Genomic DNA, 22649 nt, shown 5'->3' on the forward strand with positions numbered 1-22649 from the left:
CCTCAGGCTTTGCGCCGGCGCACCCGATGCGCGACCGGCATCAAGGCCAGCACGGTGATGGCCGCAATGCCCGCGCCAACGAGAAAAGTAACGCGTGAACCGAAGGCATCCCACAGCGCGCCGGCCACGATGCTCGCCAGCAGCAGCGCCAGCCCGCTCACGAGGTTGAACACGCCGAATGCCGCGCCGCGCAGGTTTGCCGGCGCCACGTCAGCCACCAGGGTGGCGAGCAGGCCCTGGGTCATGCCCATGTGCAGGCCCCACAACACCACACCCAGCGCCAGGCCGCCCATGCCGCCGACGAGGGCGAGCGCCAGATCCGACACCACCAGTGCGGCCACACCAAGCGCGAGCAGCGTGCCGCGGTCGAAGCGGTCGGCCAGCACGCCGACGGGATAGGACGAGAACGCATACACCACGTTGAGCACCACCAGCACCAGCGGAATCAGGGCCAGCGTCAACCCCAGTTCCTGCGCGCGCAAGACCAGGAACGCCTCGCTGAAACGCGCCAGCGCGAACACGGCGGCAATCGACACCACGCCCCAGTACAACGGTGGCAGGCGCGCCAGTTCGACGCGCGAAAGCGGTGCGTGCACGCGCTCTTCCCGCCCGTGCACGGGCTTGTCGTGCACGCCGAACAGTACCAGCGCGAGCGCGGCGAAGGCCGGTGGCAGTGCCGCCCAGAACACCCACGGAATGTTGTCGGCGGTCAACCACATCAGGCCGATCGCCAGCGCCGGCCCGATGAACGCGCCAACTGTGTCGAGCGATTGACGCAGGCCGAATGAGGCTCCCCGCAGCTCGATCGGGGCGAGGTCGGCGATCAGGGCGTCGCGCGGTGCACCGCGAATGCCCTTGCCGATGCGATCGACGAAGCGCGCCGCGATTACCCAACCCACGGTGCTGGCCAGGGGAAAGACGGGCTTGGTGAATGCCGCCAGGCCGTAACCGATCGCCACCAGCAGCTTGCGTCGACCCAGCCAGTCGGACAACACGCCGGAGAACACCTTGGTGATCGCTGCGGTGGATTCGGCGATACCCTCGATGAGCCCGACGGTCAGCGCCGACGTGCCGAGCACGGTGACCAGGTACACCGGCAGCAGCGCATGGATCATCTCCGAGGAGGTATCCATCAGCATGGAAACGAATCCCAGTGCCCAGATACCCCGTGGTATCCGCCGCAGCACCGAGCGCTTTTCCGCAACGTCGTGGGCGGATTCGTCCGCGGCAAGGCTCATCGAGACTCTCCATGGCTTTTGTCGGAGTTTTCAGAAACCCCGCTTTGAGGCGTCGTTTCAGCGAACGCGGCTCGCGCCCCATACGCTACCCGGTGCCGGCGATGGCGACGTGGCCGATGCCGGGCCGCCGCCGTCGACGGCAGGCCACGCCGCGATCCCTGTGTCGGTCAACCCGGATGCATGCCGCCGCCGCGCCGGTTGATGAATACCGTCCGCTTCGAACGGCCTATCCACCGCAACCGCCGCAACAGATGGATGGCAGCTCCACCACCTGGTGCAGCTCCACCTGGCAGCCCGCCTGCCGCATCATGCCAAGCAAGTCCGTCACAGGGAGGTAGGTGGCGATTCTCAAGGTGCAGCCGTCCCGCGCCATGGCCACCACCACCGCCGGATCCGAGTCATACAGGACGTCCTCGATGGCACGCAGGTCCGGTTTCGCCCCGGACATGTCAATGTGATATTCCACCGCCTGCTCCTCAAGATCGGGTGGACGCCGGACTGGCGCCTTTGCCCATCATCGCTTTGACCCGGTGTCCGTCACCTTGACCCCGGTCATCGCCGGGCCGGAACGCGCAAGGAACGCAGTGCCGAGCGTGGCGGGCCACAGTGGCGCGCTGCATTCGCTCGCCGGTCATCGCGGCGGTGTCTCCTTGAAGCGGGGAGCGAAATGATCAGCGGATCGCGCACCGGATCGGGATGTGCGTGGAGCCGGGGCCGTCGATCGTGGCGAAGGCAGAACCGCTCGCCGCAGCTACCGCGATTGCGGCGTGGGCTTCGAAAACACCTGCTCGACGATCGGCACCAGCGCGGTGGTGAAGCGTCTGGCCTCCGGCGCGGAAAGGTGTGACCACTCCGGCTGCTGGTAATTCTGCAATTGCGGGTAGTCCGTGAAGTGAATACCGGGCGCGTGCGTGCGTTGCAGCAGCACATCCCAGGTCCGTGCGCGTGGCAGCACCTTTTCCTCCATCGCGTAGAACGGGCCGATGCTTGGCATGCGCACGAACAGCACCTTGACGCCGCGCGCACGCAGCGTGGCCACCGCCGCGGTCGCCCGCGAGATCTGCGTGTCGATGACCCGCTGCAGTGCCGCCGGCGTAGCCATCTGGGGCGGCGGCGGTGCGGTAATCATCTGCATCCAGATACCCCGTGCCACCGCCCGGTAGTCGGCATCGGCCTCCAGTTTTGGCCACATGTGCGTGTTGCGGTCCGCTTCGGAGTTGGCCAGCTTGCGCACCGCCGGTCTCGGGTGAGTGCCTGGGCGCACCGGCCACGGCTGGCGTTTCAGCACCGTGTCCAGCGCAAAGTCCGGGTCGTCGAAGGCCAGGTACGGCTCCAGCAGATGTACGGACAGCCAGTGACCCACCCGCTGCGACGGACTCTGCTTGCGCGTATACGCCAGAACATCGCCGCGATAGGCCTGGCCGGAAAAGAACAGGCTTGGTGCGACACCGATCAACAGGCGTCCGGTGAAATGCGGATCGGCGGCCAGGTCCTCCAGAATCGGTATGGGCGAAGTGCCCTCCAGCGCAAGCTGGATCGGTCGTTCGCCGGTGATCTGCTGCCACTGCGGCAACTGCACGTCGAACAGCACCCGCGACGAGCCGATCAGCACGGTCTTGCTTCCTTCGCCGTGATCGATGCGCAGGCGTTGCTGCGCCCATGCGCCATTGCTGTTGCGATAGCTCGGGGTGACGCCGAACGCACGCCAGTGCGATTCCCATGCGCCCAACGCCAGTAATGCGAGCACAGCCGCGCCAAGCCAGATCAAGCGCCACGGCTGCACAGGGATGTCGCGTTCCGGCACCGGCTGCGCCACGCCGGGGCGATCGGCGGCGGTGAGACGCACGAAGCCGGGGCGCGCGTCCGCGTCGCGCGCGACGAAGTCAGAACTGGAAATAGATGAAGGCATTTCCCGCCCCCTGCGCGATCACGATGGTGAAAAGCATCACGCCCAGGGCCGCCGACAACGACACGGCCGGCGCGCGTTGCAGCATCGACTCCAGCGTGCGTTCGCGCATCAGCCAGTGCGCCAGCACCAGCCCGCCCACGATCAGTGCCGTCATCACCAGATACATCGTGGGCAGGATCGGCGCGGCCGCCATGTTGCTGCCGACCATGCCGCGCAGCACGCTCCAAGCCTTGCCGAAACTGTGCGCGCGAAAGAACACCCAGGTCACATTGATCAGCACATAGGTGAGCAGTCCCAGCGCCAGTAGCATGCCAGGACCGGGGCGGTAGCCGGCAAAGCGCGCACGCAGTAGCCGTTCGGTCGACAGGTACAGGCCGTGCAGGCCACCCCACACCACGAAGGTCCAGCTCGCACCGTGCCAGAGGCCGCCGAGCAGCATGGTGGTCATCAAGGCGAGATAGGTGCGCGCCGCGCCGTGGCGATTGCCACCGAGCGGGATATAAAGGTAATCGCGCAACCACGACGACAGCGTGATGTGCCAGCGGCGCCAGAAATCGGAGAAGCCGATGGCCGCGTAGGGAAAGCGGAAATTGTCCGGCATGGCGAAGCCCAGGCACATCGCCGCGCCGATGGCGGTGGTCGAGTAGCCCGCGAAGTCGCAGAAGATCTGTCCGCTGAAGGCCAGCGTGCCGAACCAGGCGTCCAGTGCGCCGGGGATCTTGTCGCTGTCGTAGATCATTTCCGCGGCCTGGGCCAGAAAGCTGTCGGCCAGCACGATTTTCTGGAACAGCCCCAGCGTCATCAGCGCCAGACCGAAGCGCAGTTGGTTGGCGCTGGCGCGATGCGGCTGCTCGAACTGCGGCACCAGCTCGGTCGGGCGCATGATCGGGCCCGCCACCAGATGCGGAAAGAAAGTCACGAACAGCGCGTAGTCGAGAAACCGGCGCGCCGGCATGGCGCGATGCAGATAGACGTCCAGCGTGTAGGACAGCGTGGCGAACGTGTAGAAAGAAATGCCCACCGGCAGCACGATGTCCCACGCCGGTGGCACGTAATGCACGCCGATGCCTGTCATCAACATGCTGAAATTGTCGAGCAGGAAATGGCCGTACTTGAAATAACCCAGCATGCCCAGGTTGGCCACCACCGACAGCAGCATCCACGCCCGCCGCACCATCTGCCTGCGCGCATGCACCAGCTTCTGCGCGGCGAACCAGTCGACCACCGTGGAGATCCACAGCAGGATCACGAACGGCGGATTCCACGCCGCGTAGAACAGATAACTGGCGATCAGCAGGTTGACCTTCTTGGTGTTCCAGCTGAATGGCATCGCGTGCAACACCAGCACCACGGCGAAGAACGCCATGAAGGCGAGGGAATTGAAAACCATCGAAATCCCCGGGTGCGCCCGCGATAGGGCGCGCGATTCTTAGCAAATAAAAAAACAATTTGCAAGTTCTTATTATTTATAAAATGCGATGAAAGTCACAATTTCAATGATCAAAAGTGTGTGGCGGCAATATCCGGTGCGTGCGGAAAAGTCCGGCAGGCGTGTCGATCCGACGATCACCTGTTCGTTGCATGGGTAGCCGTGGGGTTTGCAGGATGCGCATCGTCCGCGTCCGGCCCAGTCGGCCAACCACGGGAGTGTGACAAAGCGATTCCTCATGCGCATCCCAACGAATGAAGTCCGGGTAGACAGCGTCGGTGGCGGAAACCTCGTCATGCGGTGCGGATCTCTTGCCCTCGCAGGTGGGTCTGGCCGCGGCGATCCAGGCCGGCAGACAGGATCGCTGCCGACCTGACGTGCAAGTAGAAGAGCGCCGCGCGTTCGACGGGAAGTACATGACATGGCTGTGAGCATGCCTCGAAAGTATCATCGCGCATGGACAGGAAACCGATCGATCTTTTTTCAAGAGGTGATGCATTGACCACTATTGGCCAGATGCCGGTTCCGTGCATCGTCGGGCGCAGCAGCTCGCACTTCACTCGTCTCGTGCGCGTATTTGCGGAGGAGCTTGGCGTGGCCTGCGAGTTCGCCCCGGTGTACGACCTTTCATCACTGGATGCGCGTGACTACGCGGGGAATCCCGCGCTCAAATTGCCCGTGCTCAGGGCGGGCGGGGTGACGATCTTCGGTGCCGAAAACATCTGTCGCGCGCTGGCGGATACCGCGCCTTCCCGCCATCGGATCGTCTGGCCAGAGGAGATGCACGACGCGCAGGCGCGCAACGCGCAGGAGCTGGTCTGGCACGCCATGCAGGCGCAGGTGCAGCTTGGCTTCGGCACACAGATCGCGAAGCTGCCCGCCGAAAGCATCTACTTCGCGAAGGCGACTGCGGGAATGCGCAACGCCCTGGCATGGCTTGATGAAAGGGTGCAGTCGGTGATCGATGCCCTGCCACCCCGCGACATCAGCATGCTGGAAGCGTCGTTGTTCTGTCTGGTCGAGCACCTCGCATTTCGCGCGACGATTTCTCTGGCGCCTTATGAGCGCCTGACTGCGTTCGCGCATGTGTTCGGCAAGCGCGCCTCGGCGCAGTGGACGCCGTACTTGTTCGACACGCCGCCAGGGGCGCCTCAGCCCGGATAGTCGAGCTTCGGATACCAGTCGGTGCCGCGTCCCTCGGGGGTCATGTCGAGAATGGTCCACAGCGGCATCAGGTCGGGGGCGCCGCGCGGATCCTGGCCGGGATCGGCGGTTTCGAAGCCCATCTCGCCGCTCCAGAAGTGGCGGATGCGGCCGTCGCGACGGGTGAACACGTTGATGGCGGAGTCATCGCCGCCATCGTTGCCGATACCGTGATAGTCGCGGCTGTAGCAGTCGTCGATATCCGAATACAGCCTCAGGTCGCGCCAGCCGCGTTCGTTCCTGAACGCCACGAGGCGCTCGATCGGTGAGCGGGCAACCACGGCGAGCGCCACGCGCTGCTCGATATCGCGCGCCTCGCCGTCCCATGCGCTCAGCAGCGAGGTGCACATCGGGCAGGGGCGTTCGCGCTGCGGGCCGAACATGTAGCTGTAGACGACGAGGGTCTGCCGGTCGCCGAACAGGTCGGCAAGATCGAGCAGCCCGTGTTCGCCCTGAAACTGGTAGCGCCCATTCACCTCGCCGCCGGGCGGCAGGGCGCGGCGCTGCGCAGCAACGCGTTCGATGTGCCGGCGCAGTTCGATTTCCTCCGCCAGCAGTGCATGGCGCGCGCGGCGGTAGTCGTCGCTTTCGTTGGGGTAGCGAAAGCCGCTTCGACCGGCCAGTTCGACGGCGGATACGAGGGATGAAGTAATTGTCATGATCGGCCTCTCTGGTTTTGACATGCTCCTTGTGTGACGAACGGGCGGGCACGGAATCGACATGGCGCGGGCCATCGGGCGAGGAAGGGCACGGGCGCAGAGAAGCGGGGCAGGCATGTCGATCTGGCCCTCACTCATTCGTTGCATGGGTAGCCGCGGTGCCGGCGATACGAAACCGTCCGATGCCAGGCCCGATTCAATCATCCACTGCAGGAGAAGCAGATGCGATTCCTTTCGATGATCAGGGTCAACGAAAATTGCGGGCTGCGGCCCAGCGAGCAGCTCATGAGCGACATGGGCAAGTTGATCGAGGAGATGACCGCGGCCGGCGTGTTGCTGGACACCGCCGGCCTCAAGCCGACGTCGGCGGGCGTGCGCGTGCGGTTCACCCATGGAAAGATCAGCCTGGTCGATGGCCCGTTCACCGAGATCAAGGAAGTGATCGGCGGCTACGCGATGCTGGAGGCGAAGTCGATGGAAGAAGCCGTTCAATGGACTACGCGCTTCCTCACCATCCATGGTGACGAATGGGACATCGCCTGCGAGGTGCGCCAGCTGGAAGAGCCGGACTTCGGCGCCGGTTGCGGCACCGCTGCGCAATCGCGGCCGAAAGCCTGGATGCCGCACATCGTCGCCCCCCGGCTTTCTTCACAAACCCTCATGCATGCTCGGTTTCCCCAAGGGAGACCGCTTTGTGAAAATCACCAATGTGACGATCTGGTTGCTTGCTTGCGCGATGGTGATGGCGACGGTGCAGACGACTGCCGCTGCTTCTCCTGCGGTGCCGGGAGTGCTGACGCCTGAGTCGGTCAACGATGCCGGCCTGACCACGCCGGTGAAAGCCGGCGACAAGGGCGCCGCCGTGCTGCGCGCGCAGATCCTGCTGGATCGCGCGCGGTTTTCGCCGGGCGAGATTGACGGCGCCTACGGATCCAATCTCCATCGGGCCATTGCGGGCTTTCAGGCCAGTCATGGCCTTGAGGTCAGTGGCAACATGGATGCGCCGACCTGGACCGCACTGGACAGCGACAGCGCGCCGGCGCTGATCAGTGTGACGTTGAGCGCCGAGGATGTGGCCGGCCCGTTCCGGTCGCTGCCATCGGGCATGCCGGCGCAGGCGAAGCTCGACGCGCTGGGCTATGTCTCTTCGCTGGAGGCGCTGGGCGAGCGGTTTCACGCCAGCCCGACCTTGCTCAGGCAGCTCAACCCAGGCAAGGATTTTGGCCGTGCCGGCGAACAGCTGATGGTGCCGGGCGTGCAGGCCACCTCACCGATGGCAGCGGTCGCGAAAGTGGTGGTCGACAAGTCCGACTCCACCGTGTCGTTGCTGGATGAGGCCGGCAGGGTGGTGGCGCAGTACCCGGCATCCACCGGCAGCGAACACGACCCGTTGCCGCTCGGCGACTGGAAGATCAAGGGCGTGGGCAAGCACCCGGTGTTCCACTACAACCCCAAACTGTTCTGGGATGCCAAGGCGAAGGATGCCAAGGCCACGCTTGCCGCCGGCCCGAACAACCCGGTCGGTGTGGTGTGGATCGATCTTTCCAAGGATCACTACGGCATCCATGGCACGCCGGAGCCGTCGAAGATCGGCAAGACCCAGTCGCACGGCTGCATCCGCATGACCAACTGGAGTGCGCAGGAAGTCTCCGAAGCGGTGAAGCCCGGCATGATCGCCACATTGCAGGAGTGAGCATGCGCTGGTTTTTCGTTTTCCTGCTGGGTGCGACATGCGGTGCAGCGGCGATGTTCCATTTGTCCGGCCGGTGGTACGTGCCGCTGCACGGGCAGGGTACCCGGATCAGTGAATTGCACGCTGCCATGGTGGGCCTTCCGGCGTCGGCAGCATCGCTGAGGCATGAGGCGCCACCTGCGCAAGCGGCCGGTTTGCCCACGGCCGTCAAACCCGCTGTGGCGATCGATTCGATGACGGCCAGTCCACTGTCCGAAGCCGTATCCACGACGTCTGTCGCCGCGCCGGCCGCTGCAGCGCCGGTCGACCTGACAAAGCTGGCCGCGCCGGCGGTGAACGGTCTGCTGATACCAGTCGTCGGCGTGAAGGCCGGCGATCTGGTGGATACATTTACCCAGGCCCGTGGCGCGGGCCGGGTGCACGACGCGATCGACATCATGGCGGCGCGCGGCACGCCGGTAGTGGCAGTGAACGATGGTCATGTGGTCAAGCTGTTTACCAGCAAGCCAGGCGGACTGACGGTGTACCAGTTCGATCCGCAGGATCAGGTCATCTACTACTACGCGCACCTGGACAGCTATGCGCCGGGCCTGGCCGAGGGGCAGATCGTGCATCGGGGCGACCCGATCGGTTTCGTCGGCAGTACCGGCAACGCGAGCGCCGATGCGCCGCACCTGCATTTCGAGATCGAGATCCTCGGCCCGGAAAAGCAGTGGTGGCACGCCACCTCGATCAATCCCTACGGACGATTCGCCGGCCAGCCGTGAAAGCGGGCACGCGGCGGCACTTTTGCCGCAGCCCAACAATTCGTTCAGCGATCCTCGCTAGACTTGCCCGATGTCAGGCAAGCATCTCGCTCCCCGGCTGGCACTGGTCATCGCTGTGTCCGCTTCCAGCCTCGCGATCGCGGCGACTTCGCCGGGACCGCTTTCGCATGGCCCACGATCTGCCGCGATATCGTCGCGGCGCGCTTCCCCTTCGCATTTGCCGCTGCCGCAACGGCTTGTCGAACTGGCCCCCGCAGCCGATCCGCAGGTGCTGGCGCTGGCGCTGTCCGCCGTGCGTTGCGCGCAGGCTGAGGGCAACGGCACGACCGCACGGCGACTGGCGGTGATCGACTACAGCCGCTCGTCGCTGCAGCCGCGGTTGTGGGTGTTCGACCTGGCCAGCCACAAGCTGCTGTACCGGGAGCTGGTGGCACATGGTCGCGGTTCCGGTGGCGATATACCCACGCACTTTTCCAATGCGGATGGCAGCCATGCTTCGAGTCTCGGCCTGTTCGTCACCCGTGACACCTACACCGGCCACAACGGCTACTCGTTGCGCATGGACGGGTTGGAGCCAGGCATCAACGACGATGCCATGGCGCGCGCCATCGTGATGCACGGCGCTCCCTACGTGAATGCCGACAGCGGCCGTCAGATGGGCCGGCTTGGCCGCAGCTGGGGTTGCCCGGCACTGCGCAACGCAGTGGCCAAGCCGATCATCGACGTGATGAAGGATGGCCAGTTCGTGTTCTCGTACTACCCCGATCAGGCCTGGCTCGCCCGCTCGGCGTTGCTGCATTGCGCGGCATCGCACACGGCGCGACGTGACGCCGGCGGGAATCCTGACGCGTCCTGATCCGTTCTGACCCGGACCGGCACCGGGTCGCCTCTTCAATGTTGTGCGCAGACTTTTCCGGCTGGCCTGTCGTGGCAGCCTGGCGTCGATTGGCGTCGAAGCGCGGGGTGAGCTGGGCTCGGTCCGGCATGCGGGTTCGGCCGTGTTACCTTGAAGGCAATGTCAGTCCTGAAGTCCCGTGTGCGCATGAAAGAGGCGGCACGCTGACCCTGGCTTTCGGGTCTGCATACGGGAATGGGCATGCACTTCGACCTCTTTACGCTGGGCGTCATTGGTGCAGCCATTGGCATTGCCATCTCGATGAGCTTCACCTTGCTCGGGCTGGTGCTGCGTGGCCTGCCGGCGTTGCGCATCTGGGTCATCGCGTTCTGGGTGTTGACCGCCGCCGCGCTCGCGCAGGGGCTGAACGAAGACGGCAGCATGCTCTCGACGATCGTGGGTGGCGGCATGATCGCGCTGGCCAATGCGCTGATGCTGATGGGCATCGCCATCCACCTGCGCTATCCGTTGCGCTGGCGCTGGCCGATGGCGGTAGTGGGTCTGTTCCTCGCCAACCAGATCAGCGTCTACCTGTCGCCGCCATCGCAGACGGTATCGGCGCTGATGTTTGGCGCTTACAGCTTGGTATGGGACCTGTGGATGATCTGGGTGCTGCTGTGGCGCTCGCCGCGGGACATGCGCAACACCTGCGGCTTTACCGCGCTGATCTTTGCCATCGACGCGGTCTTCTACTTGCTGCGCTCGGTCGTCGTCCTGTTTCCGGAAAGATTCGCGAGCACAGCGCTCGACGACCTGCTTACCACGTGGAATTACCTCTTCGGCATCCTGTCCTCGTTCCTGCTGAGCACCGGGTTCACCCTGATGCTGGCCGAGCGATTGACCCTGGACCTGCGCCGGCTGGCGCACACCGATGGGCTCACCGGCCTGCTCAATCGCGGCGCGTTGATCGAAGCGGGCCTGCGCCTGGTCGATGCATGCCGTGCGCGCGGCCAGGCGTGCTGCGTGCTGATGTTCGACCTGGACAATTTCAAGGCGATCAACGACGGCTGGGGCCACGCCGCGGGCGATGCAGTGCTCAATCATTTCGTCGAGGTGATCCGCGACACCGGACTGGCGCAAGGCGCATTGTTCGCCCGCTATGGCGGCGAGGAATTCGTACTGGTACTGCCCGCGATCGACCCTGCGCAGGCGGGTGCCATGGCCGAACGCATGCGCGCCGCCGTAGCAGCAAGATCCGCGCTGTTCCATGGTCGCCCCATCAACATCACCACCAGCGTCGGCGGCGCCGCGGCGGTCGACGCGAACTTCGAGCAGCTGGTCAGTGCCGCCGATGTCGCGTTGTATCGGGCCAAGCGCCAAGGCCGCAACCAGGTGGCGTGGAATCCGGGCGGAGCCGTGGCATCCGTGGTCCCCTGACGAAAACTTCACGCCTGGCCGGGTTCTCGCGTATGTTTGCGCATTCCGAAAGCCAAAGGCGCGCACCATGACCGCATCGCTGGAGCAACACCCAGATCACCTCAGGCGCAGCCTGTCGAACCGGCACCTGCAGCTGATCGCCATCGGTGGCGCGATCGGCACCGGCCTGTTCATGGGCTCGGGCAAGACGATCAGTCTGGCCGGACCGTCGATCCTGCTGGTCTATCTGATCATCGGCGTGATGCTGTTTTTCGTGATGCGGGCGATGGGCGAGCTGTTGCTGTCCAACCTCGAGTACAAATCCTTCATCGATTTCTCCACCGATCTGCTCGGGCCATGGGCCGGGTTCTTCTGCGGCTGGACCTACTGGTTCTGCTGGATCATCACCGCGATCGCCGACGTGATCGCGATCGCCGCGTACGCGCAGTTCTGGTTTCCCGGGCTGGCGCCGTGGATTCCGGCGGTGCTGTGCGTGGTGCTGCTGCTCAGCCTGAATCTGGTGACGGTGAAGCTGTTCGGCGAGATGGAGTTCTGGTTCGCGCTGATCAAGATCATCGCGATCTGCGCGCTGATCGTGACCGGTTTCGCCCTGGTCGCCTGGGGCTTCACGTCGCCGACCGGACACAAGGCTTCGCTGGCCAATCTCTGGAATGACGGGGGCGTGTTCCCGAAGGGGATGAGCGGTTTCTTCGCCGGCTTCCAGATCGCGGTATTCGCCTTCGTCGGCATCGAGCTGGTGGGCACCACCGCCGCCGAGACGGCCGACCCGAAGCGCAACCTGCCCAAGGCGATCAACTCGATCCCGGTGCGCATCATCATCTTCTACGTGCTGGCCCTGGTCGCGATCATGGTGGTGACGCCGTGGCGCCTGGTGGAGCCCGGCAAGAGCCCCTTCGTGGAGCTGTTCGTGCTGGCCGGTATCCCGGCCGCGGCGAGCCTGATCAACTTCGTGGTGCTGACCTCGGCCACGTCCTCGGCCAACAGCGGCATCTTCTCCACCAGTCGCATGCTCTATGGCCTGGCCGAAGAGCAGCATGCGCCGAAGATGTTCGCGCGGTTGTCGCGCGCGGCGGTGCCGTCGCTGGGCCTGCTGTTCTCTTGTTTTTGCCTGCTGCTGGGCGCGGCACTGATCTACCTGATCCCCGACCTGATCACCGCGTTCACCCTGATCACCACGTTGTCCGCGGTGCTGTTCATGTTCGTGTGGTCGCTGATCCTGTTCGCCTATATCGCCTACCGGCGCAAGCGCCCGCAGCTGCACGAAGAGTCCATCTACAAGATGCCCGGCGGCGTGGCGATGTGTTACGTCTGCCTGGCGTTTTTCGTGTTCGTGCTGGTGCTGCTGAGCCTGCAGCCGGATACCCGCGAAGCGTTGATCGCCAGCCCGGTGTGGTTCGTGCTGCTGGCGATCGGCTACCTGTGGAAGGGACGTCGGGCGCGCCGGGCCGCGTAATGCCGGCCGAGTGATCCATCGGGTGGGCGGCGCGGTGAATGACTGACGGCCGCGCTGCCATGCGGGGATTCCCGTTGCCGTAGGAGTACATCTTGTGCGCAATAGTAACGAGCAGCCGGGACAGACGTGGTCCGAATCCGGTGCCAGCATGTTGTGATAGACGATGAGCTGCGGACGGCCTTCGAACAGGTCTGCGAATGTGCGCGTACCGGCGGTCGAGCCGAATGTGTAGCTGTCGTCGACGCGTGTCATCGGCAAGCGTCGACGCTGTGCGTTCAAGGCATCCTGCGCGCGGGTGTGCGCTTTCTCTTCAACGAGCAAGGCGCGGCGCTCGGCCTGCCATTGTTCACGCGAGACGATGGGTGGATGGCTCATGGCGGTCTCCTCGGGATGCGTCGAAGGATTCGATCAGTCGCGGTCGGGTGCGCCAAGCGGGAAGTAGGCGCGGTACGGCCGCGCCTCATCGACGGCACGCGCAAACGAGGGACGTGCCAGCAGGCGTTGCCGGTACGCCGTGACGTTGGCGTATTTCGGCGGGATCGGGTGCGCCCAGTCGGCGTAGAACAACGCGGGTGCGGCGGCGCAGTCGGCGAGGCTGAAATTGTCGCCGGCGGCCCAGCGGCGCGCGGCCATCTTCTGGTCAAGCCAGGTGTAGGCGGTGTCGAGCATCGTGCGCGCCTCGGTCACGCCGAAGCTATCGCGATCGGCGTCGGGGCGCAGGCGGTCGAACACGAGCTTCTGCAGCGGCGTCTGGATGTAGTTGTCGAAGAAACGATCCAGCACGCGCGCCTCGAGCGCGGCATCGGCGTCGATGGGGATCAGTCGCGCCGCGCCGGGATAGTGCAGGTCGAGGTACTCGATGATGATGCTCGACTCGACCACCGAGCGCTCGCCGTCCAGCAGCAGGGGCATGCGTTTCAGCGGCCATAGCCGCGCGAACTCTTCGGCGGCGTCGGCGGCGCCCGGAGCGAGCATGCGCCACTCGAACGGCGTGCCGTTTTCGTACAGCGCAATCAGCACCTTCTGGCAGTAGGATGAGAACGGATGGGCGTACAGCTTCAGGGTCATCGATCGGTCGTCTTGTGGGGGGTCTGCCAGAGCGACGAATGGTCGGCCGGGAAATCGACATTCGCCGTGTTCGACGCGCTGTTGGCATCATCTTGGTATCGTCAGACGGCGACATGTTGCCGGCGAGCTGCGGCATGCACGTTACCGGTACCGCCAGCGCACCCCGCTTCAAGATCGATCCGGCCGCGGTCACCAGCGTGATCAAGGCGGGCCTGACCGGATCCAAAGATACCGGCGCCAAGACGCCGCGCACCGGCAAATCCACCCGCAAGAAGGATGCGCTTAACAATTTGCTGCGGCGGGGGCGCTGGGGTCGAAGAGCGGACATTGAGCGCAGCAGTGGATTTTCGCGGCCACGCCCATACTTTCCATCGGGACAGGCTCGTGTCTTGAACTGATGTGTACTACCGGAGGTTTCCATGGCAACGGGTTGGGCAGGCGACGGCGCCGTGCAGGAGCAGATCGACGCCACGGTCAACGATGCCGTGCAGCGGGCGCGCCAGCAGTTGCGCAAGGGCCCCGGCCTGAAGCGCTGCGAGGAATGCGATGCGGCAATCCCGGCAGCACGGCGCAAGGCCGTGCCGGGCGTGCGCCTGTGCGTGGCCTGCCAGGAGCTCCGCGACGAAGAAAGCCGCGGCGCTGGTCTCTACAACCGCCGCGGCAGCAAGGACAGTCAGCTGCGCTGACGCTCGAACGCAAGGTGCAGCCACCGGCGAATCTTTTGAGGGAATTTCGAATTCCCCTGTTCTGTCGTCATCCCGGCGAAGACCGGAATGCATGTTGCCGTTACGAAGGAGCCCATGGATTCCAGTCTTCGCCGGAATGACGGCATTGGGTGGCGGATGTCTAAGAATCAGCAGTCAGCTGCGTGGCGATGCGCACCTCGCCGGTCAGCACCTTGTGGATGGGGCACATATTGGCGATCTGCAGCAGGCGACCGCGCTGCTCGTCGGTCAATGTCCCCTGCAGAGCGATCGCACGCGTGATGTCGCTGCCTGCCGCGGGTGTGCCATCAGGATTGAATTGCAGCTCGACGCCAACGCCGGTCAGCGGCCACTGTTTGCGTGCGGCGTACATCTGCAGCGTGATCGCGGTGCATGCTCCGAGCGCCGAAAGCAGTAATTGATGTGGCGACGGAGCGGTGTCGCCGCCGCCCTTGTCGGCGGGCTCATCCGCCAGCCAGCTGTGCCCGGGATCGTCGGTGAATGTGACGGTGAACGGGACGGCACCGGTAGTGGCACGGACGGTGGGGATGGTCATGGATGAAATCTCTGGTGGTATGTCGCCTGATCATCGCCTCATTCGCCAGAGCGTGCCAAACAGAGCGAAACACCATTGCGAGGAATCTCCATCTATTGGAATGAATCGGTGCCATGCATGAGCGAACAGCGGCATCAGTGTCCCTTCTTCGATATTGAGATGACACGCTCGCCTAGCGTCTTGCCGGCAATACCCCACGCGCGCACGAAGTACGCGCCTGGCTCCAGGTAAAGTGAGGCTTGTTCCCGCATGTGCAACAGAGTGAAGCGATCTGCTGGCGTGGCGTCGTCAGACTCGTTTGCCGCATGGGCCTCGACCACGCAGGGGCGTCTCCCGGCACAAAGGGAGGAGTCGATGGGCCACGCATGACGCCGGTGATCCAAGCTCAGCCATTCGGGACGCAGCTGCCTGTCTGCAGGCGGCAAGATCACGCTGACATCGTTGCGCAGCGGGTCGGCGCTCCACGGACTTTCATCACTGCGGCGCAGCAGAATCGTGGCACGGTTCGGATGGAATGCCGCGATCAGCTGTCGATAGTTTGGCGTCTGGCGGTCGGGATCGACACCACGGAATTTTGTTTGGTCGATGGACAAGGGGTCGAAACTACTCAATCGCTTCAGTTCCATCGCCATGGGCCTGGCGCCTAACATGAACCCCTCGGCCTTGTCTATATGCCCATAGCCTGCGTGCACGAACAGGCGCGCTTCTGGATTTTCAGCAAACACGCGGCGATAGAGATTGCCAGCCTGACCGCTTTCCCGATCCTGTTGTGTCTTCCCAACCGATTCGTAAGGCACGATCACAAAGCCCAGCCGGATCGCCTCCCGCACGATTTCGCCGTAAAGCGGCTCGCGCAGATATTCACTGCCGCTGGCCGCTACCGGATAACCGCGGCGGGTCAGCCCGGTGTCCTCCTCGCCGATGGCCTCGGCGGCGAAATGTGTAAAGCCGAGCCTGCGCAGGCGTGGCAATAGCGCCAGCGTGAGCAGGCGGGTTTGCGGGTCGTGATGGGCCTCGTTGACCATTACGATGCGGCCGTCTGCGGCGAGCCTGGTTATCGCGGTTACCGCGTTTGCAGTTCGCCAGAGAGATGGCGATGGCATGACCGGACTGGGATGGATCGCGCCGGTGAATGGGAAGTCAGCTATGGCGGCCCGATACAGCCCAAGATTGGCGTCAGCGAAAGCGAGAAACTGGCGGGCCTGCAACCGATCGTCGGCTGAAAGCTGCGGCATGATGCGGCGCAGATAACCGTAGCGCGCAAGGTCATTGGTCAACGGCTTCAGCTCGCTGAAGAAATCGTGGGTCACCGGCGGTATGGGTTCGCCAGCGCCCGCATTCATCGCGTTCATGGCGAGCAACACGGAAAGGCAAAGCATCGCGGCAGAGATTCGTGTCGGCATGATTAGGATTACTCATGTAATTTTATTAAAAACTACACGTGTAATCCAGTCGGTGCAAGCGACCCACCCACGAGGCTTTGACTGTGAAGACACGCGGCGCGGCTGTTTTGCCGCGCCCCGTGGCCTGATTATCGTCGGTCGATGAAGTTGATACTGGCCATGCCGTTCGATTTGGCGCTGGACAGCACATGTGCCACGACCTGATAGGACGCGCCGTCGGCAACATCGATGTACAGCGCCGGTTGGATCTTCTGCAACCCGGCAATGGCCAGCTGGGCGTTGATGGCGATCTGGTCCACCGGCATGTCATTCCAGTACAACGAGCCATCGGCGTGGATCGCCAACTGGATCGGTTCGACTTTTTGTTGCGTTCCGTCCGGGATCGGTCGCGGCAAATCGATCTTCAGCTTGTGGGTGACGACCGGCGTCGAGATCATGAAGATGATCAGCAGCACCAGCAGCACGTCGACGAGTGGAGTGACGTTGATCTGTGAAACGGCAACACTGGAAACGCGAGCAGGGAAAGCCATGATTCTTCCTCCTGATGAACGTGACAAGGTCGATCGACGCCACGCCTGGCGGACCGTGGCGAGGCCAGCTTACTCCTGCCTGCGCGGAGGCTGGCGAGGTGCCGAGGCGCATCGCGAATCACGCAGCCGCTCACTGCAGCGCCGTCACGTCGATCTTCTGCATCATGGCTGCCATTACCCGTCGCGCCTTGGCTTGGTTAGGGTCGGTCAGCCACTCGATCAGCTGCCTGGGTACACACTTGCCACGAGGCCGTAGCGATCTTTCAGCCAACCGCATTGCTGGGCGTTCTCGTCGCCACCGGCGGACAGGTGTAGAACGTGGCGGCCTGTTCGGCCTGGTCGTCGAACCACCGGAACGGGGTGATGCGCTGGAAGCGGGCGTTTGTGGTTTTCTCTTCGGCATGTCGCGGTAACGTGGACGACGGGCGGGCAGTTCGCCAGACCCGGCCTGCCACGGGCCATGGCGCTGCACTTCCATGGGGCTTCGTGGCGCGCCTGGGCGGTATCGTGGGAACATGCCGGCTGCCCTCAACCGTGATTTGCCGTGGAGACACAGGCCATTCCGATCCCACCGAACCAACCTGAGCTTGCGCCTGGAATCAGCTACTTCTTTGCCGTGCTGCCCGATGACCGGGCGAAGTCCGAAATCGCTGGCGCGGGCGAGCGCTTTCGCAAATCGCATCGGGTAAGCGGTTCATCGGTGGGCGTCGACAGCCTGCATCTGTCGTTGTGTCCGATGGGCAAGCCGGAACGATTGCGACAACCACTGGAAAGCGCGTTACTGGCAGCTGCGGCGGAGGTGGTCGCCGAAAGTTTCGACGCCATGCTGGATTCGGCGATGCGCTTCAGCGCCAGGGATGGTCAGTTTCCGTTCGTGCTGTGCACGGACGCCGCCACCACGGCGGCGGCATTGGACCTGCGCAAGGCGATCGCCGCAGCGCAGCTTCGCGTCGGGTTGCAGGTGAGCGGGGTTTCCAGTTTCCTGCCGCACGTCACTCTGCTGCAGGGTCATGCGGTCGACGCCATCGAGGAATCGATTACACCGATTCAATGGCATGTGCACGAGTTCGTGCTGATCCGCAGTTTCTTCGGCCAATCCAGATACGAAGTGATCGGCTGTTGGCCGCTGACGTTGCAAGCCGAACCCGAGGTGCATGACCTGCTGGAGGAAATGGCCCGCATGCCGGATCTGCCCGACTTGCCTGCCGAGGATTGATGCGGGTTGATTGTGCTGGTCGACGCCGTCAGATTGTCGGCTCGGCACGCGCGGCGGAAACCTGCCGGTGGCGCCGGCGTGCCAGGCTGTATTCGCGATGCGTGATGTACAGGCTGGCGCCGATGATGATGGCTGCACCCATCACGGTGTAGCGGTCGACGTTCTCGCCGAAAATCAACCACGCCAGCACGGCTACGACCAGCAGCTGCAGGTAGCTGAACGGTGCCAGCAGCGAGGCATCGGCAAGCCGCAGCGCGCGCGTCCAGCAATAATGCCCACCGGTACCCAGCGCGCCGGAAAGTATCAGCCATCGCCAGATATCGGGGTGCGGCCATTGCCACACGCCAAGGGCTGCAGGCAGCGACAGCGGCACCCACAGCAAGGTGGTGAGCAGCACGATGCGGTCTGCTGGTTCACTGCCGGTCAGCGACTTGATGCTGATCGTCACGGCGCCGGTGAGTCCCGCTGCCATCAGGGCAACCAGGCTGCCGGCGGTGAAGCTGTCGCTGCCTGGACGCACGATGACCAGCACGCCGATGAAACCGGCGACCACGGCGCTCCATCGACGCATGCGCACGACCTCGCCGAGAAACAGCACGGCGCCGATGGTGACGAACAACGGCGAGGAGTACGACAGCGCCACCGCCTCGGCCAGTGGCAGGTTCACGATCGCCCAGAAGCCGGCCAGCATCCCGCCCATGCCGAGTACGCAGCGCATCACGTAGAAACCGAAACGCGGCGTGCGCAGAAGTTGCCAGCCGTGCATGTAGAGAAGCGGCAGCGCGAACAGCGCACCGAAGCTGCTGCGGAAGAAGGTGATCTGGAACGGATGCAGCTGCGCGGATGCGAGCCGAATCACCACCGCCATCAATGCGAACAGGCTGGCGCTGGCCATCATCAGCCATACGGCGCGCAGGGGCAGCGCCGTCGCAGTTGGCATCGGTGCGAGAGTCGAATCCAGAGCCGTGATGCAGGTGGCGGGCAGGCGCTCATGGTATCCCAACCGGGCTTGGCCCTCACACGTCAACCAGCCTCCATCGGGCTCAGCGCGCGGGCAGTGGGGTATTGCCGGATGCGCCTGTCGACCATGCAGCCAACCGTTCGCGCACGGCCGGTTGCAGGCTCTTAAGTCCCCAGCGCCGACCCTCGGTAAGCGCAGCCTCGGTGGACTCGCCGTAGATGAGCGCAGCGCGCAGGGCGATCATGGCGCCGACACGATTGCTGCTGGCGCAATGCACGAGGGTGGATTCGGTGCCGGCATCGAGTAGCAGCCGGTTGAACTGCCCGACGTTGGTACGGGTCAAGTCCTGTGCGCCGCGAATGGGCAGGTTGTGATACTCGATGCCGGCAGCGTGCATGGCGGCAGCTTCGTCGAAGTCCGGGGTTTCGTTATCGACACTGAGATCGATCACGTTGCGAATGCCGGCGTGCTTCAGCGCCGCCATGTCACCCGGCTGCAGGCGACCGGACGCGATCCGATGCGATGCGGGGAATGCGACGTTGAACAGCCGGCTCAAACCATCCTGCGCAGGTGAGGTCGCCATGGCGGCAACACTGGCTACACCAAATGCGATCGACAGCAGCAGACGGATCATCTCGGGCACCTTTCGCTGGGGTGCGCACAAGATAACCGGACGGGGCTCGACGACGCACTGGATGGTACGAGCAAGTAGCAAAGACAACGTTGTCATCATAAAACGATCCCGGTCACCAAAAGACTTGATCGCGGTTCGAGCCGATACCCATTCAATGGATTGAATGCCGCGACAAAGCACCATGCATCGTTTGTAGTGCAGGCATTCATGCGAATACGCAGGTTTCGCGAAAACCGTCACAGTTGGGAAAAAGGCTTTTAGACAACGTTGTCATATAGAGCCTAAGACGAGACAGTTCCATGCACAACAAGCGGTAGCGAGCAGGGAAGCTGCAAGGTGATCGGGTCCCCACCCAGACGGCTGATCGGAGCGCGGCCATGCACTCGCCTTGGTAACTCACCCGTAGCGATGCAATTCCATCAGGAGACATCTCATGTTTGTGAAACGATCGGCTGTGTGGTCAGGCCTGACCCTGAGTGTGTTGAGCAGTGCGGTGGGAGCCGGCTTGTCGGTGACCCTGCTGGCGGCAATACCGGTGCAGGTGGTGTACGCGCAATCCAGCCCCGCCTGTGTCGCCGCGTGGAGTGCGACAACGGCGTACAGCGGTGGCAATGTCGCCAGTGAGAACGGCACGAACTACGTGGCGAACTGGTGGACCCAGGGCAATGACCCGGCCACCAGCAGTGGCGCCATCGGGTCGGGTCAGCCGTGGACGTCGCAAGGCGCCTGTGGCGGATCGACTCCGCCCACCGATCCGCCACCGACGGAGCCGCCGGGGTCGGGTGGCTGCGTCGCGGCGTGGACTGCGTCGACAGACTATGGCAGCGGCGGTATCGCCAGCGAGAACGGCGTGAACTACAAGGCGAACTGGTGGACGCAGGGCGATGATCCGGCAAGCCACAACGGCGCCGTGGGCACCGGTCAGCCGTGGACTTCGCAGGGCGCCTGCGACGGGACGGATCCCGGCGATCCGGGCGATCCTGGCAATCCACCCACCAATCCGCCCGCGCAGGGTTTCCTGTTCAGTCCGTACAAGGACGTCACCATCAATCTGGACTGGAACACCGATGTGATGCGCACCGCCGTCACCGGCACGCCGATTCCCGTCGTGGGTAGCGGCAGCCTGGTCGCCACCACCGTGCCGAACCTTGGCGCGCTTACCCTCGCATTCGCCTCGGGCGAATGCGGCAGCGAGAGCTGGGGTGGTATTCCGGCGGCCAGTTTTGCCAGCGCGAACATCCAGCGGCTGGTCAGTGCCGGGGTGAGTTATGTGGTTTCCACCGGCGGCCAGGCCGGCAGCTTCACCTGCTCGACGCCCTCGGGCATGGCGCAGTTCCTGTCGCGTTATGCATCGCCGTATCTGGTCGGCGTGGATTTCGACATCGAGGGCGGTCAGACCCCGGCGCAGATCAACAACCTGATCGCCAACGCCGGGTACGCGCACACCTTGTATCCGAACCTGCGCTTCTCGTTCACGCTGGCCACGCTGGCAGCATCGGACGGTAGTTACGGCGGCCTCAACGGCGTGGGTGACATGGTGGTGCGCGCGGTCAAGGCCGCCAACCTGCCGAACTACACGATCAACCTGATGGTGATGGATTTCGGTTCGGCCAGTCCGGGCGTCTGCGTGGTGTCGAACGGGCAGTGCAACATGGGCCAGTCCGCGATCCAGGCGGCGCTGAATCTGGAGCATACCTACGGCATCCCGGCCAGCCGGATCGAACTGACTCCGATGATCGGCATGAACGACGTCAGCAGTGAAGTGTTCACCGTCACCGATGCCGATACAGTCATCAGCTACGCGGTGGCCCAGGGCATGGCGGGGGCGCATTTCTGGTCGCTCGATCGCGACACGCCGTGTCAGGGCGGCAGCGGATCCGCCTCGCCGATCTGCAACTCGGTCGGTGGCAGCTCGCCACTGCAGTACACCAAGCGTTTCCTGCACGATCTGGGTCGCTGAAGGCGGCAGGCAGGCGACGGGTCGGCATCGCGCCGACCCGTCTGGCGAACAGCACGGCGACGGCTCAGCCGGCGATTGACTCGACGAAAGTCACCAGGTTGCCGTCCGGGTCGCTGACCGGAGCAAAGCGCACGAAGTGCGTCGCCGCCTGCGGTGCCACGTCGATCTGGCGACCTTGCAGTTCGACCAGCACCTCGTCGAGATCCGCGACCATGATACCGAGCGAAGCACAGCCAGCTCGGCTCAGTTGATCGACGAGGTCGTTCCTCGGCAGCACCTGGATCCGCGTGCATTTGGCGATCTGCCATTCAACGCAGGATGCGTTCGGGCTGTGGTCGGGCGCACGTCCGAACAGGCGGGCATACCAGGCGCTGGACGCAGCGAAATCGCTCACGGCCACAGTGGCGAGAACCTGGTGTGCATTCATGACGAGTCTCCGCGGCGGTCGCACACATATAACCCGATGCGGATGTCGGGCGCGTGAAGGGTGGGGATGTCGTGCCTGCCTGACGCGGACCCGCTTGGCGCATCCCTTGTCAGGATAGGCGCATGCCGGCACGTATACTTGCGGCCTGATTGAATCAACTGCCCCAGGATCGACCGTGCCCGAAACTCTTGCCTGCCCGCTCTGCGCGATGGAGAACATCTACCCGGATGGCGGCAATCATGTCTGTGCCGATTGCGGTCATGAATGGCCGATTGCGACAGGCGTGGATGCAGGCGACGCGATGATGGTGCGGGACGTCAACGGCAATGTCCTCAACAGCGGCGACACGGTGACGGTGATCAAGGACCTGAAGGTGAAAGGCTCGTCGATTCCGCTGAAGCAGGGCAGCGTGATCCGCAACATCCGTCTCGTCGATGGCGATCCCGATCACATCGAAGGCCATTCGGACAAGATCAAGGGTCTGGTGCTGAAGACGTGCTATCTCAGGAAAGCCTGACGCTTGTGTACTGGCTTGTGGAAAAGGCGAGCTATCCCGTCGCTGCCCCC

Annotated in this window: 24 protein-coding genes and 1 pseudogene; 12 read left to right on the forward strand and 13 right to left on the reverse strand. The window is 64.0% G+C overall.

The genetic code is table 11. The features are described 5' to 3' along the window. Positions 1–2: 2 nt before the first annotated feature. The 4 genes from EAH75_RS00800 to EAH75_RS00815 all read right to left on the reverse strand — a co-directional run bounded on the left by EAH75_RS00800 (position 3) and on the right by EAH75_RS00815 (position 4537). Positions 3–1238, reverse strand: coding sequence for an MFS transporter (locus EAH75_RS00800; RefSeq protein WP_140652628.1), 1236 nt, complete (start codon positions 1236–1238; stop codon positions 3–5). Between the two features lie 226 nt (positions 1239–1464). Then, the gene (locus tag EAH75_RS00805; RefSeq protein WP_140652630.1) at positions 1465–1704 is read right to left on the reverse strand and encodes a hypothetical protein; all 240 of its coding nucleotides are present in this window, start codon (positions 1702–1704) and stop codon (positions 1465–1467) included. Between the two features lie 285 nt (positions 1705–1989). Then, positions 1990–3147 (reverse strand): hypothetical protein, encoded by a 1158-nt coding sequence (locus EAH75_RS00810; RefSeq protein ID WP_241668846.1) that lies wholly within the window; start codon positions 3145–3147, stop codon positions 1990–1992. Continuing rightward, on the reverse strand, positions 3122–4537 hold the full coding sequence (locus EAH75_RS00815) for an MBOAT family O-acyltransferase (protein ID WP_140803700.1): 1416 nt from the start codon (positions 4535–4537) through the stop codon (positions 3122–3124). Before EAH75_RS00815 ends, EAH75_RS00810 begins: the two co-directional genes overlap by 26 nt. Before the next feature lie 495 nt (positions 4538–5032). On the opposite strand from EAH75_RS00815, the gene EAH75_RS00820 reads away from it, so the two are divergent. Continuing rightward, a complete protein-coding gene (locus EAH75_RS00820; RefSeq protein ID WP_241668847.1) occupies positions 5033–5740 on the forward strand; it encodes a glutathione S-transferase family protein in 708 nt (235 codons plus the stop codon). Here the strand turns inward: EAH75_RS00820 and EAH75_RS00825 are convergent. Further along, on the reverse strand, positions 5728–6438 hold the full coding sequence (locus tag EAH75_RS00825; protein WP_140803702.1) for a DUF899 family protein: 711 nt from the start codon (positions 6436–6438) through the stop codon (positions 5728–5730). The two genes, EAH75_RS00820 and EAH75_RS00825, sit on opposite strands and share 13 nt — an antisense overlap. A gap of 222 nt (positions 6439–6660) precedes the next feature. On the opposite strand from EAH75_RS00825, the gene EAH75_RS19830 reads away from it, so the two are divergent. The 6 genes from EAH75_RS19830 (at position 6661) to cycA (ending at position 12623) form a co-directional block, all read left to right on the forward strand. Next, positions 6661–7242, forward strand: coding sequence for a YciI family protein (locus EAH75_RS19830; RefSeq protein ID WP_277752523.1), 582 nt, complete (start codon positions 6661–6663; stop codon positions 7240–7242). Further along, positions 7175–8131 carry a L,D-transpeptidase family protein gene (locus tag EAH75_RS00835; RefSeq protein ID WP_428993496.1) on the forward strand — a complete coding sequence of 319 codons (957 nt, stop codon included), beginning with the start codon at positions 7175–7177 and terminating at the stop codon, positions 8129–8131. The genes EAH75_RS19830 and EAH75_RS00835 overlap by 68 nt, the downstream gene beginning before the upstream one ends. 2 nt (positions 8132–8133) lie before the next feature. Then, positions 8134–8898 carry a M23 family metallopeptidase gene (locus tag EAH75_RS00840; protein ID WP_140803704.1) on the forward strand — a complete coding sequence of 255 codons (765 nt, stop codon included), beginning with the start codon at positions 8134–8136 and terminating at the stop codon, positions 8896–8898. A 115-nt stretch (positions 8899–9013) separates the two neighbouring features. Next, a complete protein-coding gene (locus tag EAH75_RS00845; RefSeq protein ID WP_428993497.1) occupies positions 9014–9754 on the forward strand; it encodes a murein L,D-transpeptidase catalytic domain family protein in 741 nt (246 codons plus the stop codon). Between the two features lie 240 nt (positions 9755–9994). Next, a complete protein-coding gene (locus EAH75_RS00850; RefSeq protein ID WP_140803708.1) occupies positions 9995–11170 on the forward strand; it encodes a GGDEF domain-containing protein in 1176 nt (391 codons plus the stop codon). A gap of 67 nt (positions 11171–11237) precedes the next feature. Next, positions 11238–12623, forward strand: coding sequence for a D-serine/D-alanine/glycine transporter (gene cycA, locus EAH75_RS00855; protein ID WP_140652644.1), 1386 nt, complete (start codon positions 11238–11240; stop codon positions 12621–12623). Between the two features lie 111 nt (positions 12624–12734). On the opposite strand, the pseudogene EAH75_RS20100 reads toward cycA, so the two are convergent. After that, a pseudogene (locus tag EAH75_RS20100) lies at positions 12735–12998 on the reverse strand (DUF899 family protein); the annotation flags it as partial. A 33-nt stretch (positions 12999–13031) separates the two neighbouring features. Continuing rightward, the gene (locus tag EAH75_RS00865; RefSeq protein ID WP_140803710.1) at positions 13032–13691 is read right to left on the reverse strand and encodes a glutathione S-transferase family protein; all 660 of its coding nucleotides are present in this window, start codon (positions 13689–13691) and stop codon (positions 13032–13034) included. Positions 13692–13729: 38 nt separating this feature from the next. Between EAH75_RS00865 and EAH75_RS00870 the strand changes: the two genes are divergently transcribed. Both EAH75_RS00870 and EAH75_RS00875 read left to right on the forward strand, forming a co-directional pair. Continuing rightward, positions 13730–14089, forward strand: coding sequence for a hypothetical protein (locus EAH75_RS00870; RefSeq protein ID WP_140803712.1), 360 nt, complete (start codon positions 13730–13732; stop codon positions 14087–14089). A 21-nt stretch (positions 14090–14110) separates the two neighbouring features. Beyond that, positions 14111–14377, forward strand: coding sequence for a DksA/TraR family C4-type zinc finger protein (locus tag EAH75_RS00875; protein ID WP_140803714.1), 267 nt, complete (start codon positions 14111–14113; stop codon positions 14375–14377). Positions 14378–14537: 160 nt separating this feature from the next. On the opposite strand, the gene EAH75_RS00880 is transcribed toward EAH75_RS00875, so the two are convergent. From EAH75_RS00880 to EAH75_RS00890, 3 genes are all read right to left on the reverse strand, one after another. After that, the gene (locus EAH75_RS00880; protein WP_140803716.1) at positions 14538–14951 is read right to left on the reverse strand and encodes an OsmC family protein; all 414 of its coding nucleotides are present in this window, start codon (positions 14949–14951) and stop codon (positions 14538–14540) included. Positions 14952–15085: 134 nt separating this feature from the next. Further along, positions 15086–16354: a hypothetical protein gene (locus EAH75_RS00885; RefSeq protein ID WP_140803718.1), complete on the reverse strand. Its 1269-nt coding sequence runs from the start codon at positions 16352–16354 to the stop codon at positions 15086–15088. 128 nt (positions 16355–16482) lie between these two features. Further along, on the reverse strand, positions 16483–16884 hold the full coding sequence (locus EAH75_RS00890; protein WP_140803720.1) for an ExbD/TolR family protein: 402 nt from the start codon (positions 16882–16884) through the stop codon (positions 16483–16485). A gap of 544 nt (positions 16885–17428) precedes the next feature. On the opposite strand from EAH75_RS00890, the gene EAH75_RS00900 reads away from it, so the two are divergent. After that, positions 17429–18100 (forward strand): 2'-5' RNA ligase family protein, encoded by a 672-nt coding sequence (locus tag EAH75_RS00900; RefSeq protein WP_241668848.1) that lies wholly within the window; start codon positions 17429–17431, stop codon positions 18098–18100. A gap of 28 nt (positions 18101–18128) precedes the next feature. Here EAH75_RS00900 and EAH75_RS00905 read toward each other — a convergent pair whose 3' ends face one another. Continuing rightward, a complete protein-coding gene (locus EAH75_RS00905) occupies positions 18129–19040 on the reverse strand; it encodes a DMT family transporter (protein ID WP_140803722.1) in 912 nt (303 codons plus the stop codon). 103 nt (positions 19041–19143) lie between these two features. Further along, complete coding sequence (locus EAH75_RS00910) at positions 19144–19878, reverse strand: beta-lactamase hydrolase domain-containing protein (RefSeq protein WP_241668849.1); 735 nt, start codon at positions 19876–19878, stop codon at positions 19144–19146. Positions 19879–20128: 250 nt separating this feature from the next. Between EAH75_RS00910 and EAH75_RS00915 the strand changes: the two genes are divergently transcribed. Next, positions 20129–21655: a carbohydrate-binding protein gene (locus tag EAH75_RS00915; protein WP_170212691.1), complete on the forward strand. Its 1527-nt coding sequence runs from the start codon at positions 20129–20131 to the stop codon at positions 21653–21655. 64 nt (positions 21656–21719) lie between these two features. Here EAH75_RS00915 and EAH75_RS00920 read toward each other — a convergent pair whose 3' ends face one another. Next, positions 21720–22082, reverse strand: a complete 363-nt coding sequence (locus tag EAH75_RS00920) for a VOC family protein (RefSeq protein ID WP_140652664.1) — start codon at positions 22080–22082, stop codon at positions 21720–21722. Positions 22083–22257: 175 nt separating this feature from the next. Here EAH75_RS00920 and EAH75_RS00925 point away from each other — a divergent pair, with 175 nt between their 5' ends. Then, positions 22258–22599: a zinc ribbon domain-containing protein YjdM gene (locus EAH75_RS00925; protein ID WP_140803724.1), complete on the forward strand. Its 342-nt coding sequence runs from the start codon at positions 22258–22260 to the stop codon at positions 22597–22599. The last annotated feature ends 50 nt before the right edge of the window (positions 22600–22649 follow it).

The sequence above is a fragment of the Rhodanobacter glycinis genome, assembly GCF_006438785.1.
In the GTDB taxonomy this organism is placed as follows: Bacteria; Pseudomonadota; Gammaproteobacteria; order Xanthomonadales; family Rhodanobacteraceae; genus Rhodanobacter; species Rhodanobacter glycinis_A.